We start from the raw sequence: 14,629 nt of genomic DNA on the forward strand, positions 1-14,629 counted from the left end.
TGTGAGTGGAGACGCCGCCCCGGCGATCCCCTCGGCTCCAGCGCCCACCACCTGCCCCCCCGTCCTCGCCCCACGCCCAGAACTCCGGCGTACTGGAGGACTGGTGGCACATGCGGAGAGCGGGTCTGCGGCTGCGCCACCGTGCCACCGACTCCGTCCCGGTCATCACCGCGCTCCTGGACACGCTCGCCGGGACCGGGCTCGTCACGGTCTGGGCCACTGCCGGGCAGGACCTCACCCGACTGGCTCGCGACGGCCGCCTCACCCGCGGACTGCGCGCCGTCCTCGCCCCACCTGTCGCTCCTCCACGTCAACCGCGCCGGACTGTCGATCGATCACCAATCCGCCACCGCAACACGCGCGTTGGAGACCGGTGGGCTACCTCTTCACCCCCGGGCTGTACACCGACGCCCACGCGGCCGGCTGGCGGCGGCTGACGGACGCGGTCCACGCCGAGGGCGGCCGCGTCTTCGTCCAGCTGCAGCACTGCGGACGCGTCTCCCACTCGAGCCTGCTGGACGGGCACCCGCCCGTCGCGCCCTCCGCGCTCGCACCCGCCGGGAGAACAGCGTCAACTCGATGTCCGACTCCGACCCGCAGAGCCACTTCGCGTATTTTCTCGAACAGCTGAGCCCGCGCGGTCTGGCGTACGCGCACGTCCTGGAAGGCGACATGACGGCGACGACCACAGCGCTCGACTACCGCGCACTGCGGGACGGCTTCGCCGGCGCGTTCATCACCGACAACGGCTACGACCTCGCCCGCGCCCAGGCCGCCGTCGACGCCGGGGACGCCGACCTGATCGCCTTCGGCACACCCTTCCTGGCCAACCCGGACCTCGTCCGCCGCTACCGGGAGAACCTGCCGCTCACCGCTCCCGATCCCGCCACCTTCTACGGCGGAGGAGCGGCCGGCTACACGGACTACCCGTTCCACCAGGAAGACGGAGCCCAGGCGTAGCCCTCGCGACTGCGAGCACTCCCAGCCCGGCCCCTCGCCCCCTCAGGACACCGTTGGGCTGCGACGCTCAACGAGGACGACGTCGCGCCAGCGCCCGCCGTGCTTGCCGAGTCGCTCGCGGGTGCCGACCACGCGGAACCCCGCCCTGGCGTGGAGGGCGAGGCTGGCGGTGTTCTCCGGGAAGATGCCGGACTGCACGGTCCAGACGCCTGCCGCGTCGGTGGACGCCAGCAGTGCGATCAGCAGCGCCAGGCCCACGCCCCGGCCACGGGTTCCGGGCCGAACGTAGACGGAGTGCTCGACCACCCCGGCGTACGCGCACCGGTCGGAGACCGGAACCACCGCGGCCCAGCCCAGGACCCGGCCGTCGCCATCGACGGCGACCAGGCGGTGCTCCGGGAGCCGGGACGCGTCGAACGCCTCCCAAGACGGCGCGGTGGTCTCGAAGGTGGCGTCGCCGTCGTCGATCCCGGCCTGATAGATCGCCAGCACCTGCTCGGCGTGCTCGGGGAGCATCCCGATGACGGCCACCTCGTTGGCGGTCATGCGGCGGCCTCGATGCCGAGCTCGGCGAGCAGGCCCCGGATGCGCTGCTCGATCTGGTCGCGGATCGGCCGGACGGCGTCGACGCCCTGGCCGGCCGGGTCCTCCAGGCTCCAGTCCAGGTACCGCTTGCCGGGGAAGTACGGGCAGGCGTCGCCACAGCCCATGGTGATCACCACGTCGGACGCCTGCACCGCCTCGACGGTCAGCACCTTCGGCACCTCGGCGGAGATGTCGATGCCGACCTCGGCCAGGGCCTCGACCACGGCCGGGTTCACCGTGTCGGCCGGGGCGGAGCCGGCCGAGCGGGCCTCGACCCGCTCGCCGCCGAGGCGGGTCAGGAAGGCGGCGGCCATCTGGGAGCGGCCGGCGTTGTGCACGCAGACGAAGAGTACGGACGGGACGGCGGGAGAGCTCACGGGTTCTTCCTTCGGCAGGAGCGAGGCGGTGGTCAGCGGCTGGAGACGGCGGTGGGGTGGTACTCGCCGTGCGGGACCACGACGTCCTCGACGGCGGGCGTGGGACGGCCGAACAACACGGCGACCAGGGCGATGCCGACGGCCAGGCCGACGAGCTGGGCGGCGACGAACGGCAGCACGGAGGTCGGGGCGATGCCGGCGAAGGTGTCGGTGAACGCCCGGCCGATCGTCACGGCCGGGTTGGCGAAGGACGTGCTGGAGGTGAACCAGTAGGCGGCGCCGATGTAGGAGGCGACCGCGACCGGCGTGAAATGCGCGCGGCCGACGCGGGCCAGCCCGAAGATCAGCAGGATCAGCCCGGCGGTGGCCACGATCTCGCCCAACCACAGGTGCGGGGCCCAGCGGGCGTGGGTGGACCAGGCGACGAGCGGCTCGGCGAACATCGCGTCCGCCAGGACCGCCCCGCCGATCGCCCCCGCGATCTGCGCGGGCACGTAGGCGGCGACCTCCCGCGCGGTCGGGCCTTCGCCACCGCGATATCCGGTCCACCAGGCGGCCAGGGTGACGGCCGGGTTGAAGTGCGCGCCGGAGACCGGGCCGAGCAGAGCGATCAGCACGCCGAGGCCGAAGACGGTGGTCAGGGAGTTGGCCAGCAGCTGGACGCCGACGTCCTGGGACAGCTTGGTGGCCTGGATGCCGGAGCCGACCACGACGGCGACCAGCGCGCCGGTCCCGACGAACTCGACCGCCGCCCGTCTCCCGAGCGGAGCCATCTTCGTCATCTCGCGTCTCCCACCGCTGCGGCGGCCGTGTCGGCTGGGGCCTGAAGCAGGGAGGAGAGCTTGGCCAGGGCGGCAGGCAGCACCCAGTAGTAGACCCAGGTGCCGCGCCGCTCGGAGCCGACCAGTCCGGCCTCGCGCAGCACCTTCAGGTGGTGGGAGATCGTCGGCTGGGAGACGTCGAACGGGCCGATCAGGTCGCAGACGCACGCCTCGCCGCCCTCGTGCGAGGCGATCAGTGACAGCAGCCTCAGCCGCACCGGGTCGGACAGCGCCTTGAACACCTTCGCCAGGTCGGCAGCGGCCTTTTCCCCGAGCGGCTCGCGGACCATCGGCGAGCAGCACGCCACCGCCTCGTCCTGGCCGAGCACTGGCACTTCGAGATTCGACATACGTCTATGTTGACAGCCATCTAATCTGCGAGGCAAGCTCACTGTATCGACAGATGTCGAAACAAGACCTCGGATCGGGGAGACCGCCATGTCCCGTGTTCAGCTCGCCCTGCGCGTGGCCGACCTCGAAGGCTCCATCACCTTCTACTCCAAGCTCTTCAACGCCGAGCCCGCCAAGCGCCGCCCCGGCTACGCGAACTTCGCCATCACCGAGCCCCCGCTCAAGCTCGTCCTCATCGAGGGCGAGGCCGGCGAGGACACCCGACTGGACCACCTCGGTGTCGAGGTCGCCTCCACCGAGCACGTCGCCGCCGCCACCACCCGTCTCAAGGACGCGGGCCTCGCCACCTTCGAGGAGAACGACACCTCCTGCTGCTACGCGCTGCAGGACAAGGTGTGGGTCCACGGCCCCGGCAAGGAACCGTGGGAGGTCTACGTCGTGAAGGCCGACGCCGGCACCCTCGCCAAGGCCGACGCCGCGCCGGACGCCTGCTGCGGCACCACCGCCTGCCGCACCCCCGACGAACAGACCATCGATCCCGCCCAGAGCCCGGCTGAAAGAACGTTTCATCCCGGCGAAGGTGTTCGCTGAGCCGATCGTGCCCTGGACGGGCAACGCGGCGGAAGGTGTTGACGGTTCGTGGGTCGAGGTCCATGTGGCGCAGGACAAGTTGACACCGGCCTCCCCCGGACGCCCCGTCACGTCCGGCGCCCGGCACCACCTGGCCTGAGATCCGTGCTCCCGCCGAAGCGGGCGGAGGCATGCAGCCACGGGCGGGCGGCCACGGGCGGCCGGAGGCAGGTCAGGAGTCGAGCCGGAGCACCTGGCCCGGCAGCAGCAGGTCGGGGTCGCCGCCGACCGTGTCACGGTTGAGGGCGTGCAGGGCGGGCCATCCGCCGGGGAAGCCGGCCTCCTCGGCGATGGCACTGAGGGTGTCCCCCTCCTCCACCGTCCAGGTGTCGTCCGAACCCGGGGCGAAGTCCCGGCCACCGCTGCTCCCGGTGCCCGACGGGCGCGCGGGTACGGCGTGGGCGTGCGGGCGGGCCTGCACCGGACGGTGGCCGCGGGCACCGGCCGCGGGACGGCCGGCGGGGCGCTCGGCGCCCCTGGCCAGCCGGGCACCGCATGCCGGCCACGGCGCCAGGCCCCGCCGCTCGGCGAGGTGCTCGGCCACGGCGATCTGCTGTTCCCGCGTCGCCCGGTCCGCGCGCGGCGCGTAGGCGAGCCCGCCGTTGGCACGCCAGGTCGCCGCGTCGAACTGCAGGCCCCCGTAGTAGCCGTTCCCCGTGTTGGCGCCCCACCGGCCGCCGCTCTCGCAGCGGGCCAGCGCGTCCCAGTCCGTACCCGTGCCCGTGCTCCCGCCTGCCGGCGCTCCGGCCGCGGGCGGCGCTCCCAGGGCGCCGAACACCGTGGCGAGGAGGAGGGCGGGCAGGAGGACGGCGAACAGACGGCGCACGGACGCGGGCACGGACGCGGGCACGAAGGACATGGAAGCTCCACAGCTCGGGGACAAGGACCCGGACGCCGAAGCGCCGGCCCGCTATCCCTCCCACCTGAGGACGGTCTGCCCGCCGGCCGGGCCGTTCCTCCTCCGAGCGGCGGCCCGACGCCACTCCAATGCCAGCCGGCGGGGGGAGACGCGCCGAGGAGAGCGACGACGCCCGCGGGCGTGGTGGCGGTGCCGAGGGGGACCGGGCTCCCCCTGCGAGGTGACCGCCGGTAGGCTGCCCGCCATGGGCACGTTCGAGGCAGTCAACGAGGTCGTCCGCGAAGCGGAGAGCCAGCTCACCGAGGGCACCTGGAAACTCGTCCCCAGGGACTCGTCGCTCGCGGCGCAGACCGCCGAAGCCCTGCGGGAGGCCGTCGGTCCCGCCGACGCGCAGCAGCGACTGCCACGGATCGACCGGCTCGCCGCCCTGCGCGAGGCCGTCGCCACCCTCGCCCTGACCGTCGCCCGCACCCACGGCAACCTCGCCTGGTTCCTCGCCCGGTGCGCCAGCGCCCTCACCCCGGTGCTGCACTGGCGCGCCCTCGACGCGCCGGAAGGCCGCACCTTCGGCACGGTCCTGCCCGGTACTGAGGAGCTCGCCGACGCCGAAGCCGCCGTTCGCCGCCTCGCGGCGATGCTCGCCCGCATCGACCAGGCCACCTGACCACTCGACCGGGCCGCGAAGCCGAGAGGTGGTCCGGCCGGCGAAGGCTCCCCCCTTCTCCGGCCGGGTCACCCCGCGGATGCGCCCGGGTCACCTCTCGGACGGGCGGTACGGTCTAGTCAACCCGGTTCAGAGCTTCTCCAGCCTCCGGGCGGCCGCCTTCAACGACCGGCCGCGGCGCAGCTCGCCCGCCCAGGGGTCGTCGCCCTCCAGGCGCTCACCGATGGTGGCGATGGTCCAGCGCTGCGGGGTGAGGTCGGGGTCGTCCAGTTCGCTCCAGCTCAGCGGGGTGGCGATCGGGGCGCCGGGCAGGGCGCGGACGGCGTAGGGGTGACGGCGGTCTGGCCGTAGGCGTTGCGCTGGGTGTCGAGGTAGAGCCGGCCCCTGCGGGCCTGTTTGCGCGCGGCGGTGGTGAGTTCGTCGGGGTGCCGGTCGGCGAGCAGGTCGGCCAGGTCGCGGGCGAAGGTGCGGACGTCGTCGAAGGGGGCGCGGTGGTCGAGCGGGACCAGCACGTGCAGGCCGCGCGAGCCGGTGGTCATCAGGGCAGCGGGCAGGTCGAGTTCGTCGAGCAGCTCGTGCAGCCGGGCGGCGGCCCGCCGGACCGACTCGAAGTCCTCTCCGGAAGGGTCGAGGTCGAGGACCAGCAGGTCGGGGTGGTCGGGCCGGTCGGCCTTCGACAGCCAGCGGTGCGGGGTGATGCACGCCTGGTCGACCAGGTAGAGCAGCGTGGCGAGGTCGTCGCAGACCGGGTAGCCGACGGTGCCGCCCTCCTTGGGCAGTTCGGCGCGGTGGATCCAGTCCGGGAAGTAGTCGGGGGTGTCCTTCTGCATGAAGCGCCCGTCGCCGATGCCGTCGGGGTGGCGCTCCAGCATCAGCGGGCGTCCGCGCAGGTGCGGCAGGATGCGCCGGCCGGCCCGGCGGTAGTAGTCGGCGAGGTCGGCCTTGGTGATGCCGTCCCCGGGGAACAACTCCTTCTCCGCCCGCTTGATCTCGACGGTCCGGCCGCTCACGCGGATGTCGGTGGTGGTCATGGCGTGCCTCGCTCGCGGGTCATCCGTCGCTCTCCTCGGCGGCGACCTGCTTGAGGGTCCGTCCGCTGCGTGCCGAGCGGGCCCGCCGGGGGTCGGTCGTGGCGGCACCTGCGCTGCTGTGTCCGCGCCGGACCAGCAGCCATGCCTCCCGTTGCCCGTCGCCCTCCCGGAACCGGGTGAGCGCCCAGTCGCCGTGCAGCTTGTGGCCGTCCAGCCGGAACGAGGCGTGGCCGTGGGCGAGTGCCTCGGCGAACGGGATCTCGTGTCCGCGCTTGTCCGTGCTGCGGTTCCGGTAGCTGCCCTCGTCCCAGATGATCACGGTGCCGGCGCCGTACTCGCCCTCCGCGATGGTCCCCTCGAAGTCGCGGTACCCCAGGGGGTGGTCCTCGGTGGGCACGGCCAGGCGTTTGTCGTGCGGGTCGCCGGACGGGCCCTTGGGGATCGACCAGGACTTGAGGACGCCGTCGACCTCCAGGCGGAAGTCGAAGTGCATGGTGCTGGCGTCGTGGATCTGCACCACGAAGGCGGGCTCCCCGCCGACCCGGGGGCCGCCCTCGCCGCTGGGCTCACGGGTCTTACGGAAGTCCCGTTTCCGACGGTACTCCGCCAGCGTGTCCGCTCCGGGCATCGCCCTTCCTCCTCCCGGCTCCGCTCCGGCGCCTACCCTGCCGAAGTCGTCCGACACGTTCGACGTGACGGCGCGGATCCGGGACGGCGCAGCCCGGTGGGGCACCCGCCTCCCGCGAGGACCCGACGCCGAAGTCTTCGAACTCCGCGGCGGACAGCGCGAGTTCCGCACCAACCCGCAGCCTCTTCCCCCGCTCCTCGGCGCGTGTCCGGGTGCTCAGGTGACCGGCGCGGGAGCGGGCCCCGGCCCGGGCAGCGGCCCGGGCTCCGGGCGAGGCTCCGGCCTCGGCGCGGGCGGCGGCGGGTCGGGTTCCAGCGGAGGCGGCCCGGGCGGCACCGGATCCGGACCACCGGGCGCGGGTACCGGCCCGGGCAAGGGGCCCGGCGCCGGGCCCGGCCCTGGAACCGGTGTGGGGCTGGGCGGTACCGGATCGTTCGGTGGGGTTCCCACGATCAATGCTCCTCGTGACTTGGACGGGCACGTTCCGGAGGTCCGGCTACCCGGCCTTCGGGAGGCGACACCTCCGGCAGCACACGGCGTCGACCGCCAGACCTGACCGTCAGACCTGGCCGGCCGGCCTGACCGTCAGACCTGACCGACCGGCCTGTCGACCGGGCATCGATTACTACTCAACAAGTTGATTAGTATGCTCCGCAGGTGCAGGCGCCCGCCTCCCCGTCCACTCCTCGTTCTGGAGCCCCCGTGTCCCCAGCTCACCCGTTCGCGGTGCTGCGCAGCCGGCCCTTGTGGGTCGGCACCGGCGCCATCCTCGGCGTCGTCGCGGTGCTGTTCTCGCTCTTCTACGTAGGAGCGAACCTCAATCCCTCCGGGTCGCTGCGCGGCCTGCCGGTCGGGCTGGTCAACGCCGACCGCGGCGCCACCGCCGACGGCCGGCAGGTCAACCTCGGCGAGCAGGCCGTGGCGGCGATCACCGCCGAGGCGCCGGGCCACCGGGAGGTGTCCTGGCAGGTCCTGGACCTGCCGGAGGCCCGGAAGCGGCTCGCGTCCGGCCGGCTCTACGGCGCGCTGGTCGTCCCCGACGGCTTCACCGCGTCCGTCGGGGCGCTCGGCGCGCCTTCGGCGGCACCGGATACCGGGCGGCCTGCGCTGACGGTGCTGACGAACCCGTCGGCGGGCAGCATGGGCTCCAGCATGGCGAGCCGCATCACCCAGCAGGCCGCGCACAACGTCTCGGTGACGGTCGGCTCGCAGCTGGCGCAGCGCGCGCAGGCGCTGGGCGGGCAGCCGGGCGCGGCCGAACGGCTGCTGTGGGCGGACCCGGTGGCGGTGCGGGTGCAGGACGGCCATCCGTTGAAGTCGCACAGCGGCATGGGGCTGAGCGCGTTCTACTACGCGCTGGTGCTGGTGGTGTGCGGGATGCTGGGCGCGAACGTGGTCAACAGCCAGGTCGACGTGGCGCTCGGCTACGCGCACAGCGACGTCGGTCCGTGGCGGCGGCGCCTTCCGCTGCTCCGCTCGTCCCGGGTGCAGACGCTGGCGGTCGGCAGTGTGCTGATCGTCGGATTGTCGGTGGTGACGGCCACGCTGGCGCTGGCCTGCGCGGTCGGTGTCCTGGGGATGGACGCCCCGCACCTGGCGCTGCTGTGGCTGTACTCGGCGGCCACCGTGGCCACCGTGGGGCTGGGGGCCCTCGCGCTGCTGGCCGTGTTCGGGACGCCCGGGATGCTGCTGGTGACGATGGTGTTCATCGCGATGGCGGTGCCGACCGCGGGCGCGTCGACCCCCGTGGAGGCGCTGCCCGGCTTCTACCGGTTCCTGGCCGGGTTCGAGCCGCTGCGGCAGATCACCGGCGGCATGCGCGCGATCCTCTACTACGACGCGCAGGCGGGCGCGGGCCTGGCCCGCGGCTGGGCGATGACGGGGCTCGGCCTGGTCGGGGCGCTGGCCTTCGGGTTCGGCGCGACCCGCTTCTACGACCGGCGGGGCCTGCACCGCGAGCACCCTCCGGCGGCGGGCGAGACGGCGCTCCGGGCGGTGCCGTCGGCGTGAGGCCCGCGGGGCCCGCCCGGCGAACAGACCGAGCGGGCCCCGGGTCGTTCACCGGTGGAGGGCGTCGATCCCGGTACCGGGGCCGGTCACCGCCCGGCCGCCGCCTCGGCCGCGATCCGCTCGAACTGGGCGCCCATCGCCGCGGCCAGCGCCTGCGCGGCGGACAGCGGGCGCACCATCACCGTGAAGTCGTCGATCAGCCCGTCCTCGTCGACGTGCAGGAAGTCGCAGCCCTGGATCTGCTTCCCGTCGACGGTCGCGGTGAACACGAGCGCGTGGTCGCGCCCGCCCGGGTCGGCGATCTCGCGGACGTAGGTGAAGTCCTCGAAGACGCGCATCACGCCGCGCAGGATCGCCGCGGTGATCGCCTTGCCCGGGTACGGCTTGACGGCGACCGGGCTGGTGAAGACCACGTCCTCGGCCAGCAGGGCGGCCATGGCCTCGTGGTCGCGGTCCTCGACGGCCTTGCGGAAGGGGTGCATGGGACGCTCCGTCTATAGCAATGAAGTTGACTAGGTGCGTCGGCGAGTATGCGCGGGGGCGCAGCGGCATGTCCAGAGCCCGCGCACCGATGCTCGAATCAACCCGATCCCAACTTGCGATTAGTCGCTTTGTTGACTAGACAATCAGGTGCTACGTTGACCGCATGGCTCTGCGGAACGCACTGATGGCAGCCCTCCTGGAGGGCGAGGCCTCGGGGTACGACCTGGCGAAGAGCTTCGACGCCTCGGTCGCCAACTTCTGGATGGCCACCCCTCAGCAGCTCTACCGCGAACTCGAGCGCATGGAGGCGGACGGGCTGATCGCCGCCCGCGTCGTCCAGCAGGAGAAGCGCCCCAACAAGCGCCTGTTCTCCCTCACCGACGCCGGCCTCGCCGCGGTCCACGCCTACACCACCGAACTCCCCAGCAAGCCCAGCACCATCCGCGACGAACTCCTCGTCAAGGTCCAGAGCGTCGACGCCGGCGACGCCGCGGCCGTCCGCGCCGCCATCGCCGAACGGATGGACTGGGCCCGCGCCAAACTCGCCCGCTACGAACGCCTCCAGGCCAAACTGCTCGACGGCCGCACCGAGGACCAGCACCTCGCCCGGGCCGAGCACATCGGCCCCTACCTCACCCTCCTGCGCGGCATGGCCTTCGAACGGGAGAACCTCGCCTGGGGCGAGACCGCCCTGCGCACCCTCGACCTGCGGTCAGCCACCAACGGCGACCGCCGCGCCCAGGCGCGCACCCGCTAGGAGCCATGGACGTGAATCGGGAGCCGGTCAGCCGCCGCGAGCGCCCCGCGAAGCCCGCTCTGACCCGGCGCGGCATCGTGGAGTCGGCCGTGCGGATCATGCGCGCCGAGGGGCTGGAGAAGGTGACCATGCGCCGGCTCGCCCAGGAGCTGGACACCGGCCCCGCCTCCTTGTACGTCTACGTGGCCAACACCGCGGAACTGCACGCGGCCGTCCTGGACGCGCTCCTCGGGGAGGTCGACCTGGACGCCCCGGGGGCGGGAGAGGGCTGGCGGGAGCGGCTCCTCGCGGTGCTCGCCTCCTACACCCGCGTCCTGTTCGAGCATCCGCAGCTCGCCCGCTCGGCCCTGGTGGCCCGCCCCAGCGGCGAGAACTATTTGCGCCTGGTCGAACGCGTCCTCGGCCTGCTGTCCGGCAGCGGCGCGCCCCGGGAGCAGGTGGCCTGGGGTGTGGACAACCTGCTGCTGCACGCCACGGCCACCGCCGCCGAGCACGGCACCCAGCAGCGCGACCCCGCCTCGCGCGAGGACTGGAACGCGCTGACGCAGGCCGTGCGCGCCGCGGACGAGACGACCCACCCGATGATCAACGCGCACATGCCGGCCCTGCTCGCCGGGACCGCCGAGGACCGTCTGACCTGGGGCTTCGACGTCCTGGTCAACGGCATCACCCACACTCCCCTACCGCGCACCGCCGACTGAGCACCTCCGTCGGTCCGGCCCCGGGTGCTGCACCCCGGGGCCTTTTCGCATGCGCAGGCGCGACGAACTTGTTCGCGACGAACATGTTCGTTACGTTGGAAGGGCCGGACCGCGGCGTCCGGCGGCGCAGCCGGGCAGGGGCGAAGCCCCCGTCCGGTCAACGCCCGGCACCACGAGTTTCCGGAGGCATCCATGAACAGCCACTTCCCCGTCGCGATCATCGGCGGCGGCCTGGGCGGCCTGACCGCCGCCCGGGTGCTGCACCTCCACGGCATCCAGGCGGCCGTCTTCGATCTGGAGGCGTCCGCCAAAACCCGCACCCAGGGCGGGATGCTCGACATCCACGAGGACAGCGGCCAGCAGGCCCTGCGCGCCGCCGGCCTCCACGACGACTTCCTCAAGCTCGTCCACCCGGGCGGCCAGGCCGTGCGCCTGCTCGGCCCGGACGGCACGGTCCACGTGGCCGAGGAGGACGACGCCACCGGCGGCCGGCCCGAGGTGGACCGCGGCGACCTTCGCGGCCTCCTCCTGGACTCCCTGCCCGACGGCACCGTCCACTGGGGCAGGAAGGTCACGGGCGCCCGCCCGCTGGGCGGCGGACGCCACGAGGTGTCCTTCGCCGACGGCTCCGCCCTCACCACCGACCTGCTGATCGGAGCCGACGGCGCCTGGTCGCGGATCAGGCCGCTGCTCTCCGACGCCACCCCCGCCTACACCGGCATCTCCTTCGTCGAGACCGACCTCTTCGACGCCGACACCCGCCACCCGCGCAGTGCCGCCGTCGTCGGCGGCGGGTTCTTCCTCTGCCTCGGCGGCCGGAGCGGCTTCCTCGCCCACCGGGAGACCGACGGGAGCCTGCACGTCTACACCGCGCTCAGGGCCGCCGAGGACTGGCTGGACACCATCGACTTCGGTGACGGCGACGCCGCCAAGGCCGCCGTGCTGGCCCGCTTCGAGGGCTGGCACGAGGACCTGCGGGCCCTCGTCGCCGACGCCGACACCATCACCCCGCGCCGCATCCACGCCCTGCCGGTCGGACACCGCTGGGACCGCGTCCCCGGTGTGACCCTGCTCGGCGACGCCGCCCACCTGATGTCCCCGTTCGCCGGGGAGGGCGCCAACCTCGCCATGCTCGACGGCGCCGAACTCGCCCGGGCCGTCGCCACCCACCCCGGCGACCCGGAGGCAGCCCTCACCGCCTACGAGAACGCCCTGTTCCCGCGCAGCGAGGCCTCGGCCGCCGAGTCCGCCGCCAGCCTGGACACCATGTTCGGCGACGACGGCCTGGAGAGGATGACCGCCTTCTTCACCACCGCACCGGCCGACGCGTGACCGCCCCTCGCCGCAGCGGGGGTTCCTCGCCGAACAGCGCGGTGGTGGGCGGCCCCTGCGGCTGACAAGCTGGGAACAGGGCATGACGACCGGAATCTCCGGCCGTGTGCGGGGAGGTCCCCCTCCAGCACCACTCGATCGATAGGAAGCCCGATGATCGGCGTGCTCGTGACTTTCACCCGGACCGACAAGTTCGACCTCTCCGCTGTCGCAAAGATCGCCGGCGAACTCCGAGGACCGTTCGAAGGCATGGCCGGCCTTCGCTTCAAGAGCTTCATGCTCGACGAAGACGGCCTCCACGCAAGGAACTTCTACGTATGGGATGACGAGGACAAAGCCCGTTCCTTCTTCACGGAGGAGCTCGTCGACAAGGTGACGGGGATCTACGGCGCCCCGCCCACGATCGAATTCCTCGACATCGTGGCGTTCGTCGACAACTCCGGCACCTGATTCCCGGGGGCGCGTCGTCGCGGACTCGGTCAGCGCCCCAGGACGCTCGGCGGAGCAGATGTCGCGTGCTGGACGTGCGTCGTCCTCCGGCGCGGTCGTCCTCCGGTTCCTTCCGTACGGATCAGGCCGCGACGGGGGTGAGGTCCGCGCGGCCGAACAGGAGCGCGTAGCCGCGGGGGAGGTGGGCGAGGAGGCGCTCGGTGAGGTGGTCGCCGGCGAGGTCGGCGACGGCCGTGAGCGTGCAGGAGGTGTGCCAGCGGGCGCTAGCGAGCGTGGTGTTGAGGTTGTGGGCGACGGCTTCGACGAAGGCCGGGGCGGTGACGGGGCGGTCGAGGGGGATCTGGGCGACGAGCTTCGCGCGGGCGCGTTCGGGCAGGGCGGCGGCGAGGTCGCACCGTTCGTCGCCGGTGAGCTGCGAGCCGAGGATGCCGAGGACGGTGTCGAGGACGCGTTCGGCTTCCCCGTCGTCGGCGTAGCGGCCGAGAACGCGGAGCTGCTGGATCAGGCGGCGGTACCGGGTCATGGCGGGTGGCCTCCGGGACGGGTCGCCGCGCCGCCGCGACTCGCGGGACGCGACGTCGCGGCGGCGCGGGGCGGGGTGATCAGGGGCGTCGGCCGAGGTCGGGGCGGCCGAAGAGGGTGTCGTAGCCGGGCGGCAGCTGGAGCAGAACCTGCTCCATGAGCTCGTCACCGGCGGCGTCGGCGACGGTGGACAGGACGGCACCGATGTCCCACAGCGCCGTGGATTCGGTGGCGCCCTCTATCCAGGCCGCGGTGGCGCGCACGAACCGCTCGGGGGTGAGCGGTTCGGCGGCCTGCAGGGGGTTGAGCAGGACCAGGGCGAGGGTCTCGGGCAGTCGGGCCGCGAGCTGGGCGCGCACGGTGCCGGCCAGATGGGCGCCGAGCAGCGCGAGGATGACGCGGGCACAGCGTTCGGCTTCGGCAGGCGTGTCGTACTCGCCGCGTTCCCGGACCTGGTCCAAGAACGCCTCCCAGCGGATCGCCACAGCGCTCTCCTTTCTCGTGGGACGAGCTTTCTCTCGGGACGAGTCCGGCCGGTGGCCGCCGGCTCACGGGGTCAGGCTGGCGCCGGTGAGCTTGAGGAGTCGGGCCACGGGGTGGCCGATGCCGCGCAGGACGAGGCGTCGGCCCCGGCGCTCGGCCAGCTCGCGGGCCCGGATCACGGCGTTCAGGCCCGCGCAGTCCATGAAGGTGACCTCCGACAGGTCGAGCACCACCTCCCGGTGCCGGGCGAGTGCGCGTTCCACCTCACGGTGGAGGCGCGGGCCGGTGTCGAGGTCGATCTCGCCGCACGCCCGGACCGTGAACGGGTTCACCGTGGTGGCCATCGCAGTGCTCGCTGTCCGTCGGCCCGCGCTGCGGGGCCAGGGGTCACCCGGCTCGCGGCCGGGCCAGGGGTGTACGGGAGGAGCGCGTTCCGTGCCGCCGCCCGGGGGGATCAGCGGCGGCACGGAACGGTCTCGGGGAGGGGTCAGGCCTGGATCTGCTTGCGACCGCCGCTGTGGCTGATCGCGATCTTGCGGGGCTTGGCCTTCTCGGCGACCGGGATCTTCAGGGTCAGCACGCCGGAGTCGTAGTCGGCGCTGATCCCTTCCGGGTCGAGGGTGTCGGAGAGCATGACCTGCCGGGAGAAGACTCCGAGCGGGCGCTCGGAGAGCTCCCACTTCACGCCCTCGCCCTCCTGGCGCGGACGGCGCTCGGCCTTGACGGTCAGCATGTTCCGTTCGACGTCGATGTCGATCGCCTGCGGGTCCACCCCGGGCAGGTCGAAGCAGATCACGTACTCGTCGCCGGTCCGGTAGGCGTCCAGCGGCATCGGGGTCGGCCGCGACCAGGTGCCGGTCGTGTTCAGGAACTGCTGGGTCAGCCGGTCCAGCTCGCGGAACGGGTCAGTGCGCATCAGCATCGCGAAACACCTCCACTGATCGATGGGTGCCAGTGCGCTTCACCTGTCTTTGTTGTAGCACGT

At 72.9% G+C, this 14,629-nt stretch carries 20 protein-coding genes and 1 pseudogene; 9 read left to right on the top strand and 12 right to left on the bottom strand.

Annotation, left to right across the window (positions count from 1 at the left end; genetic code table 11):
* Positions 1 to 373: 373 nt before the first annotated feature.
* Together ACZ5GH_RS00465 and ACZ5GH_RS00470 are read left to right on the top strand one after the other, a co-directional pair.
* On the top strand, positions 374 to 631 hold the full coding sequence (locus tag ACZ5GH_RS00465; RefSeq protein ID WP_464333051.1) for an oxidoreductase: 258 nt from the start codon (positions 374 to 376) through the stop codon (positions 629 to 631).
* Complete coding sequence (locus ACZ5GH_RS00470) at positions 580 to 960, top strand: oxidoreductase (protein ID WP_464333052.1); 381 nt, start codon at positions 580 to 582, stop codon at positions 958 to 960. Before ACZ5GH_RS00465 ends, ACZ5GH_RS00470 begins: the two co-directional genes overlap by 52 nt.
* A gap of 42 nt (positions 961 to 1,002) precedes the next feature.
* On the opposite strand, the gene ACZ5GH_RS00475 is transcribed toward ACZ5GH_RS00470, so the two are convergent.
* From ACZ5GH_RS00475 to ACZ5GH_RS00490, 4 genes are read right to left on the bottom strand one after another with little or no spacing between them, the layout of a single operon-like run.
* Positions 1,003 to 1,506: an N-acetyltransferase family protein gene (locus ACZ5GH_RS00475; protein WP_464333053.1), complete on the bottom strand. Its 504-nt coding sequence runs from the start codon at positions 1,504 to 1,506 to the stop codon at positions 1,003 to 1,005.
* On the bottom strand, positions 1,503 to 1,922 hold the full coding sequence (locus ACZ5GH_RS00480; protein ID WP_464333054.1) for an arsenate reductase ArsC: 420 nt from the start codon (positions 1,920 to 1,922) through the stop codon (positions 1,503 to 1,505). The genes ACZ5GH_RS00475 and ACZ5GH_RS00480 overlap by 4 nt, the downstream gene beginning before the upstream one ends.
* 32 nt (positions 1,923 to 1,954) lie before the next feature.
* Positions 1,955 to 2,704, bottom strand: a complete 750-nt coding sequence (locus tag ACZ5GH_RS00485; protein ID WP_464333055.1) for an aquaporin — start codon at positions 2,702 to 2,704, stop codon at positions 1,955 to 1,957.
* A complete protein-coding gene (locus ACZ5GH_RS00490) occupies positions 2,701 to 3,093 on the bottom strand; it encodes an ArsR/SmtB family transcription factor (protein WP_387755538.1) in 393 nt (130 codons plus the stop codon). Before ACZ5GH_RS00490 ends, ACZ5GH_RS00485 begins: the two co-directional genes overlap by 4 nt.
* 88 nt (positions 3,094 to 3,181) lie before the next feature.
* On the opposite strand from ACZ5GH_RS00490, the gene ACZ5GH_RS00495 reads away from it, so the two are divergent.
* On the top strand, positions 3,182 to 3,685 hold the full coding sequence (locus ACZ5GH_RS00495) for an ArsI/CadI family heavy metal resistance metalloenzyme (RefSeq protein ID WP_464333056.1): 504 nt from the start codon (positions 3,182 to 3,184) through the stop codon (positions 3,683 to 3,685).
* A gap of 211 nt (positions 3,686 to 3,896) precedes the next feature.
* Here ACZ5GH_RS00495 and ACZ5GH_RS00500 read toward each other — a convergent pair whose 3' ends face one another.
* On the bottom strand, positions 3,897 to 4,583 hold the full coding sequence (locus ACZ5GH_RS00500) for a transglycosylase family protein (protein ID WP_464333057.1): 687 nt from the start codon (positions 4,581 to 4,583) through the stop codon (positions 3,897 to 3,899).
* A 244-nt stretch (positions 4,584 to 4,827) separates the two neighbouring features.
* On the opposite strand from ACZ5GH_RS00500, the gene ACZ5GH_RS00505 reads away from it, so the two are divergent.
* A complete protein-coding gene (locus tag ACZ5GH_RS00505; protein WP_387755525.1) occupies positions 4,828 to 5,247 on the top strand; it encodes a hypothetical protein in 420 nt (139 codons plus the stop codon).
* Between the two features lie 129 nt (positions 5,248 to 5,376).
* Here ACZ5GH_RS00505 and ligD read toward each other — a convergent pair.
* Positions 5,377 to 6,278 (bottom strand): annotated as a pseudogene (ligD, locus tag ACZ5GH_RS00510) (non-homologous end-joining DNA ligase).
* Positions 6,279 to 6,297: 19 nt separating this feature from the next.
* The gene (locus ACZ5GH_RS00515; protein ID WP_464333058.1) at positions 6,298 to 6,906 is read right to left on the bottom strand and encodes a DNA polymerase ligase N-terminal domain-containing protein; all 609 of its coding nucleotides are present in this window, start codon (positions 6,904 to 6,906) and stop codon (positions 6,298 to 6,300) included.
* Between the two features lie 702 nt (positions 6,907 to 7,608).
* On the opposite strand from ACZ5GH_RS00515, the gene ACZ5GH_RS00520 reads away from it, so the two are divergent.
* Positions 7,609 to 8,916, top strand: a complete 1,308-nt coding sequence (locus ACZ5GH_RS00520) for a YhgE/Pip domain-containing protein (protein ID WP_387755518.1) — start codon at positions 7,609 to 7,611, stop codon at positions 8,914 to 8,916.
* Positions 8,917 to 9,002: 86 nt separating this feature from the next.
* Here ACZ5GH_RS00520 and ACZ5GH_RS00525 read toward each other — a convergent pair whose 3' ends face one another.
* Positions 9,003 to 9,398 carry a nuclear transport factor 2 family protein gene (locus tag ACZ5GH_RS00525; RefSeq protein ID WP_464333059.1) on the bottom strand — a complete coding sequence of 132 codons (396 nt, stop codon included), beginning with the start codon at positions 9,396 to 9,398 and terminating at the stop codon, positions 9,003 to 9,005.
* A gap of 164 nt (positions 9,399 to 9,562) precedes the next feature.
* Between ACZ5GH_RS00525 and ACZ5GH_RS00530 the strand changes: the two genes are divergently transcribed.
* The 4 genes from ACZ5GH_RS00530 (at position 9,563) to ACZ5GH_RS00545 (ending at position 12,639) form a co-directional block, all read left to right on the top strand.
* Positions 9,563 to 10,156: a PadR family transcriptional regulator gene (locus tag ACZ5GH_RS00530; RefSeq protein WP_387755512.1), complete on the top strand. Its 594-nt coding sequence runs from the start codon at positions 9,563 to 9,565 to the stop codon at positions 10,154 to 10,156.
* Positions 10,157 to 10,161: 5 nt separating this feature from the next.
* Entirely contained in the window at positions 10,162 to 10,857 is a 696-nt protein-coding gene (locus ACZ5GH_RS00535) for a TetR/AcrR family transcriptional regulator (RefSeq protein ID WP_464333060.1), read from the top strand.
* 192 nt (positions 10,858 to 11,049) lie between these two features.
* Positions 11,050 to 12,189, top strand: coding sequence for an FAD-dependent oxidoreductase (locus tag ACZ5GH_RS00540; protein WP_387755506.1), 1,140 nt, complete (start codon positions 11,050 to 11,052; stop codon positions 12,187 to 12,189).
* 153 nt (positions 12,190 to 12,342) lie between these two features.
* A complete protein-coding gene (locus ACZ5GH_RS00545) occupies positions 12,343 to 12,639 on the top strand; it encodes a hypothetical protein (protein ID WP_387755503.1) in 297 nt (98 codons plus the stop codon).
* Between the two features lie 121 nt (positions 12,640 to 12,760).
* On the opposite strand, the gene ACZ5GH_RS00550 is transcribed toward ACZ5GH_RS00545, so the two are convergent.
* The 4 genes from ACZ5GH_RS00550 to ACZ5GH_RS00565 form a co-directional block, all read right to left on the bottom strand.
* Complete coding sequence (locus tag ACZ5GH_RS00550; protein ID WP_387755500.1) at positions 12,761 to 13,162, bottom strand: DUF2267 domain-containing protein; 402 nt, start codon at positions 13,160 to 13,162, stop codon at positions 12,761 to 12,763.
* Positions 13,163 to 13,241: 79 nt separating this feature from the next.
* On the bottom strand, positions 13,242 to 13,646 hold the full coding sequence (locus ACZ5GH_RS00555) for a DUF2267 domain-containing protein (protein ID WP_387755497.1): 405 nt from the start codon (positions 13,644 to 13,646) through the stop codon (positions 13,242 to 13,244).
* 63 nt (positions 13,647 to 13,709) lie between these two features.
* On the bottom strand, positions 13,710 to 13,988 hold the full coding sequence (locus ACZ5GH_RS00560) for an STAS domain-containing protein (protein WP_387755494.1): 279 nt from the start codon (positions 13,986 to 13,988) through the stop codon (positions 13,710 to 13,712).
* Between the two features lie 143 nt (positions 13,989 to 14,131).
* The gene (locus ACZ5GH_RS00565) at positions 14,132 to 14,566 is read right to left on the bottom strand and encodes an Hsp20/alpha crystallin family protein (RefSeq protein WP_387755491.1); all 435 of its coding nucleotides are present in this window, start codon (positions 14,564 to 14,566) and stop codon (positions 14,132 to 14,134) included.
* Positions 14,567 to 14,629 lie beyond the last annotated feature (63 nt).

Source organism: Kitasatospora sp. Xyl93 (genome assembly GCF_055383135.1).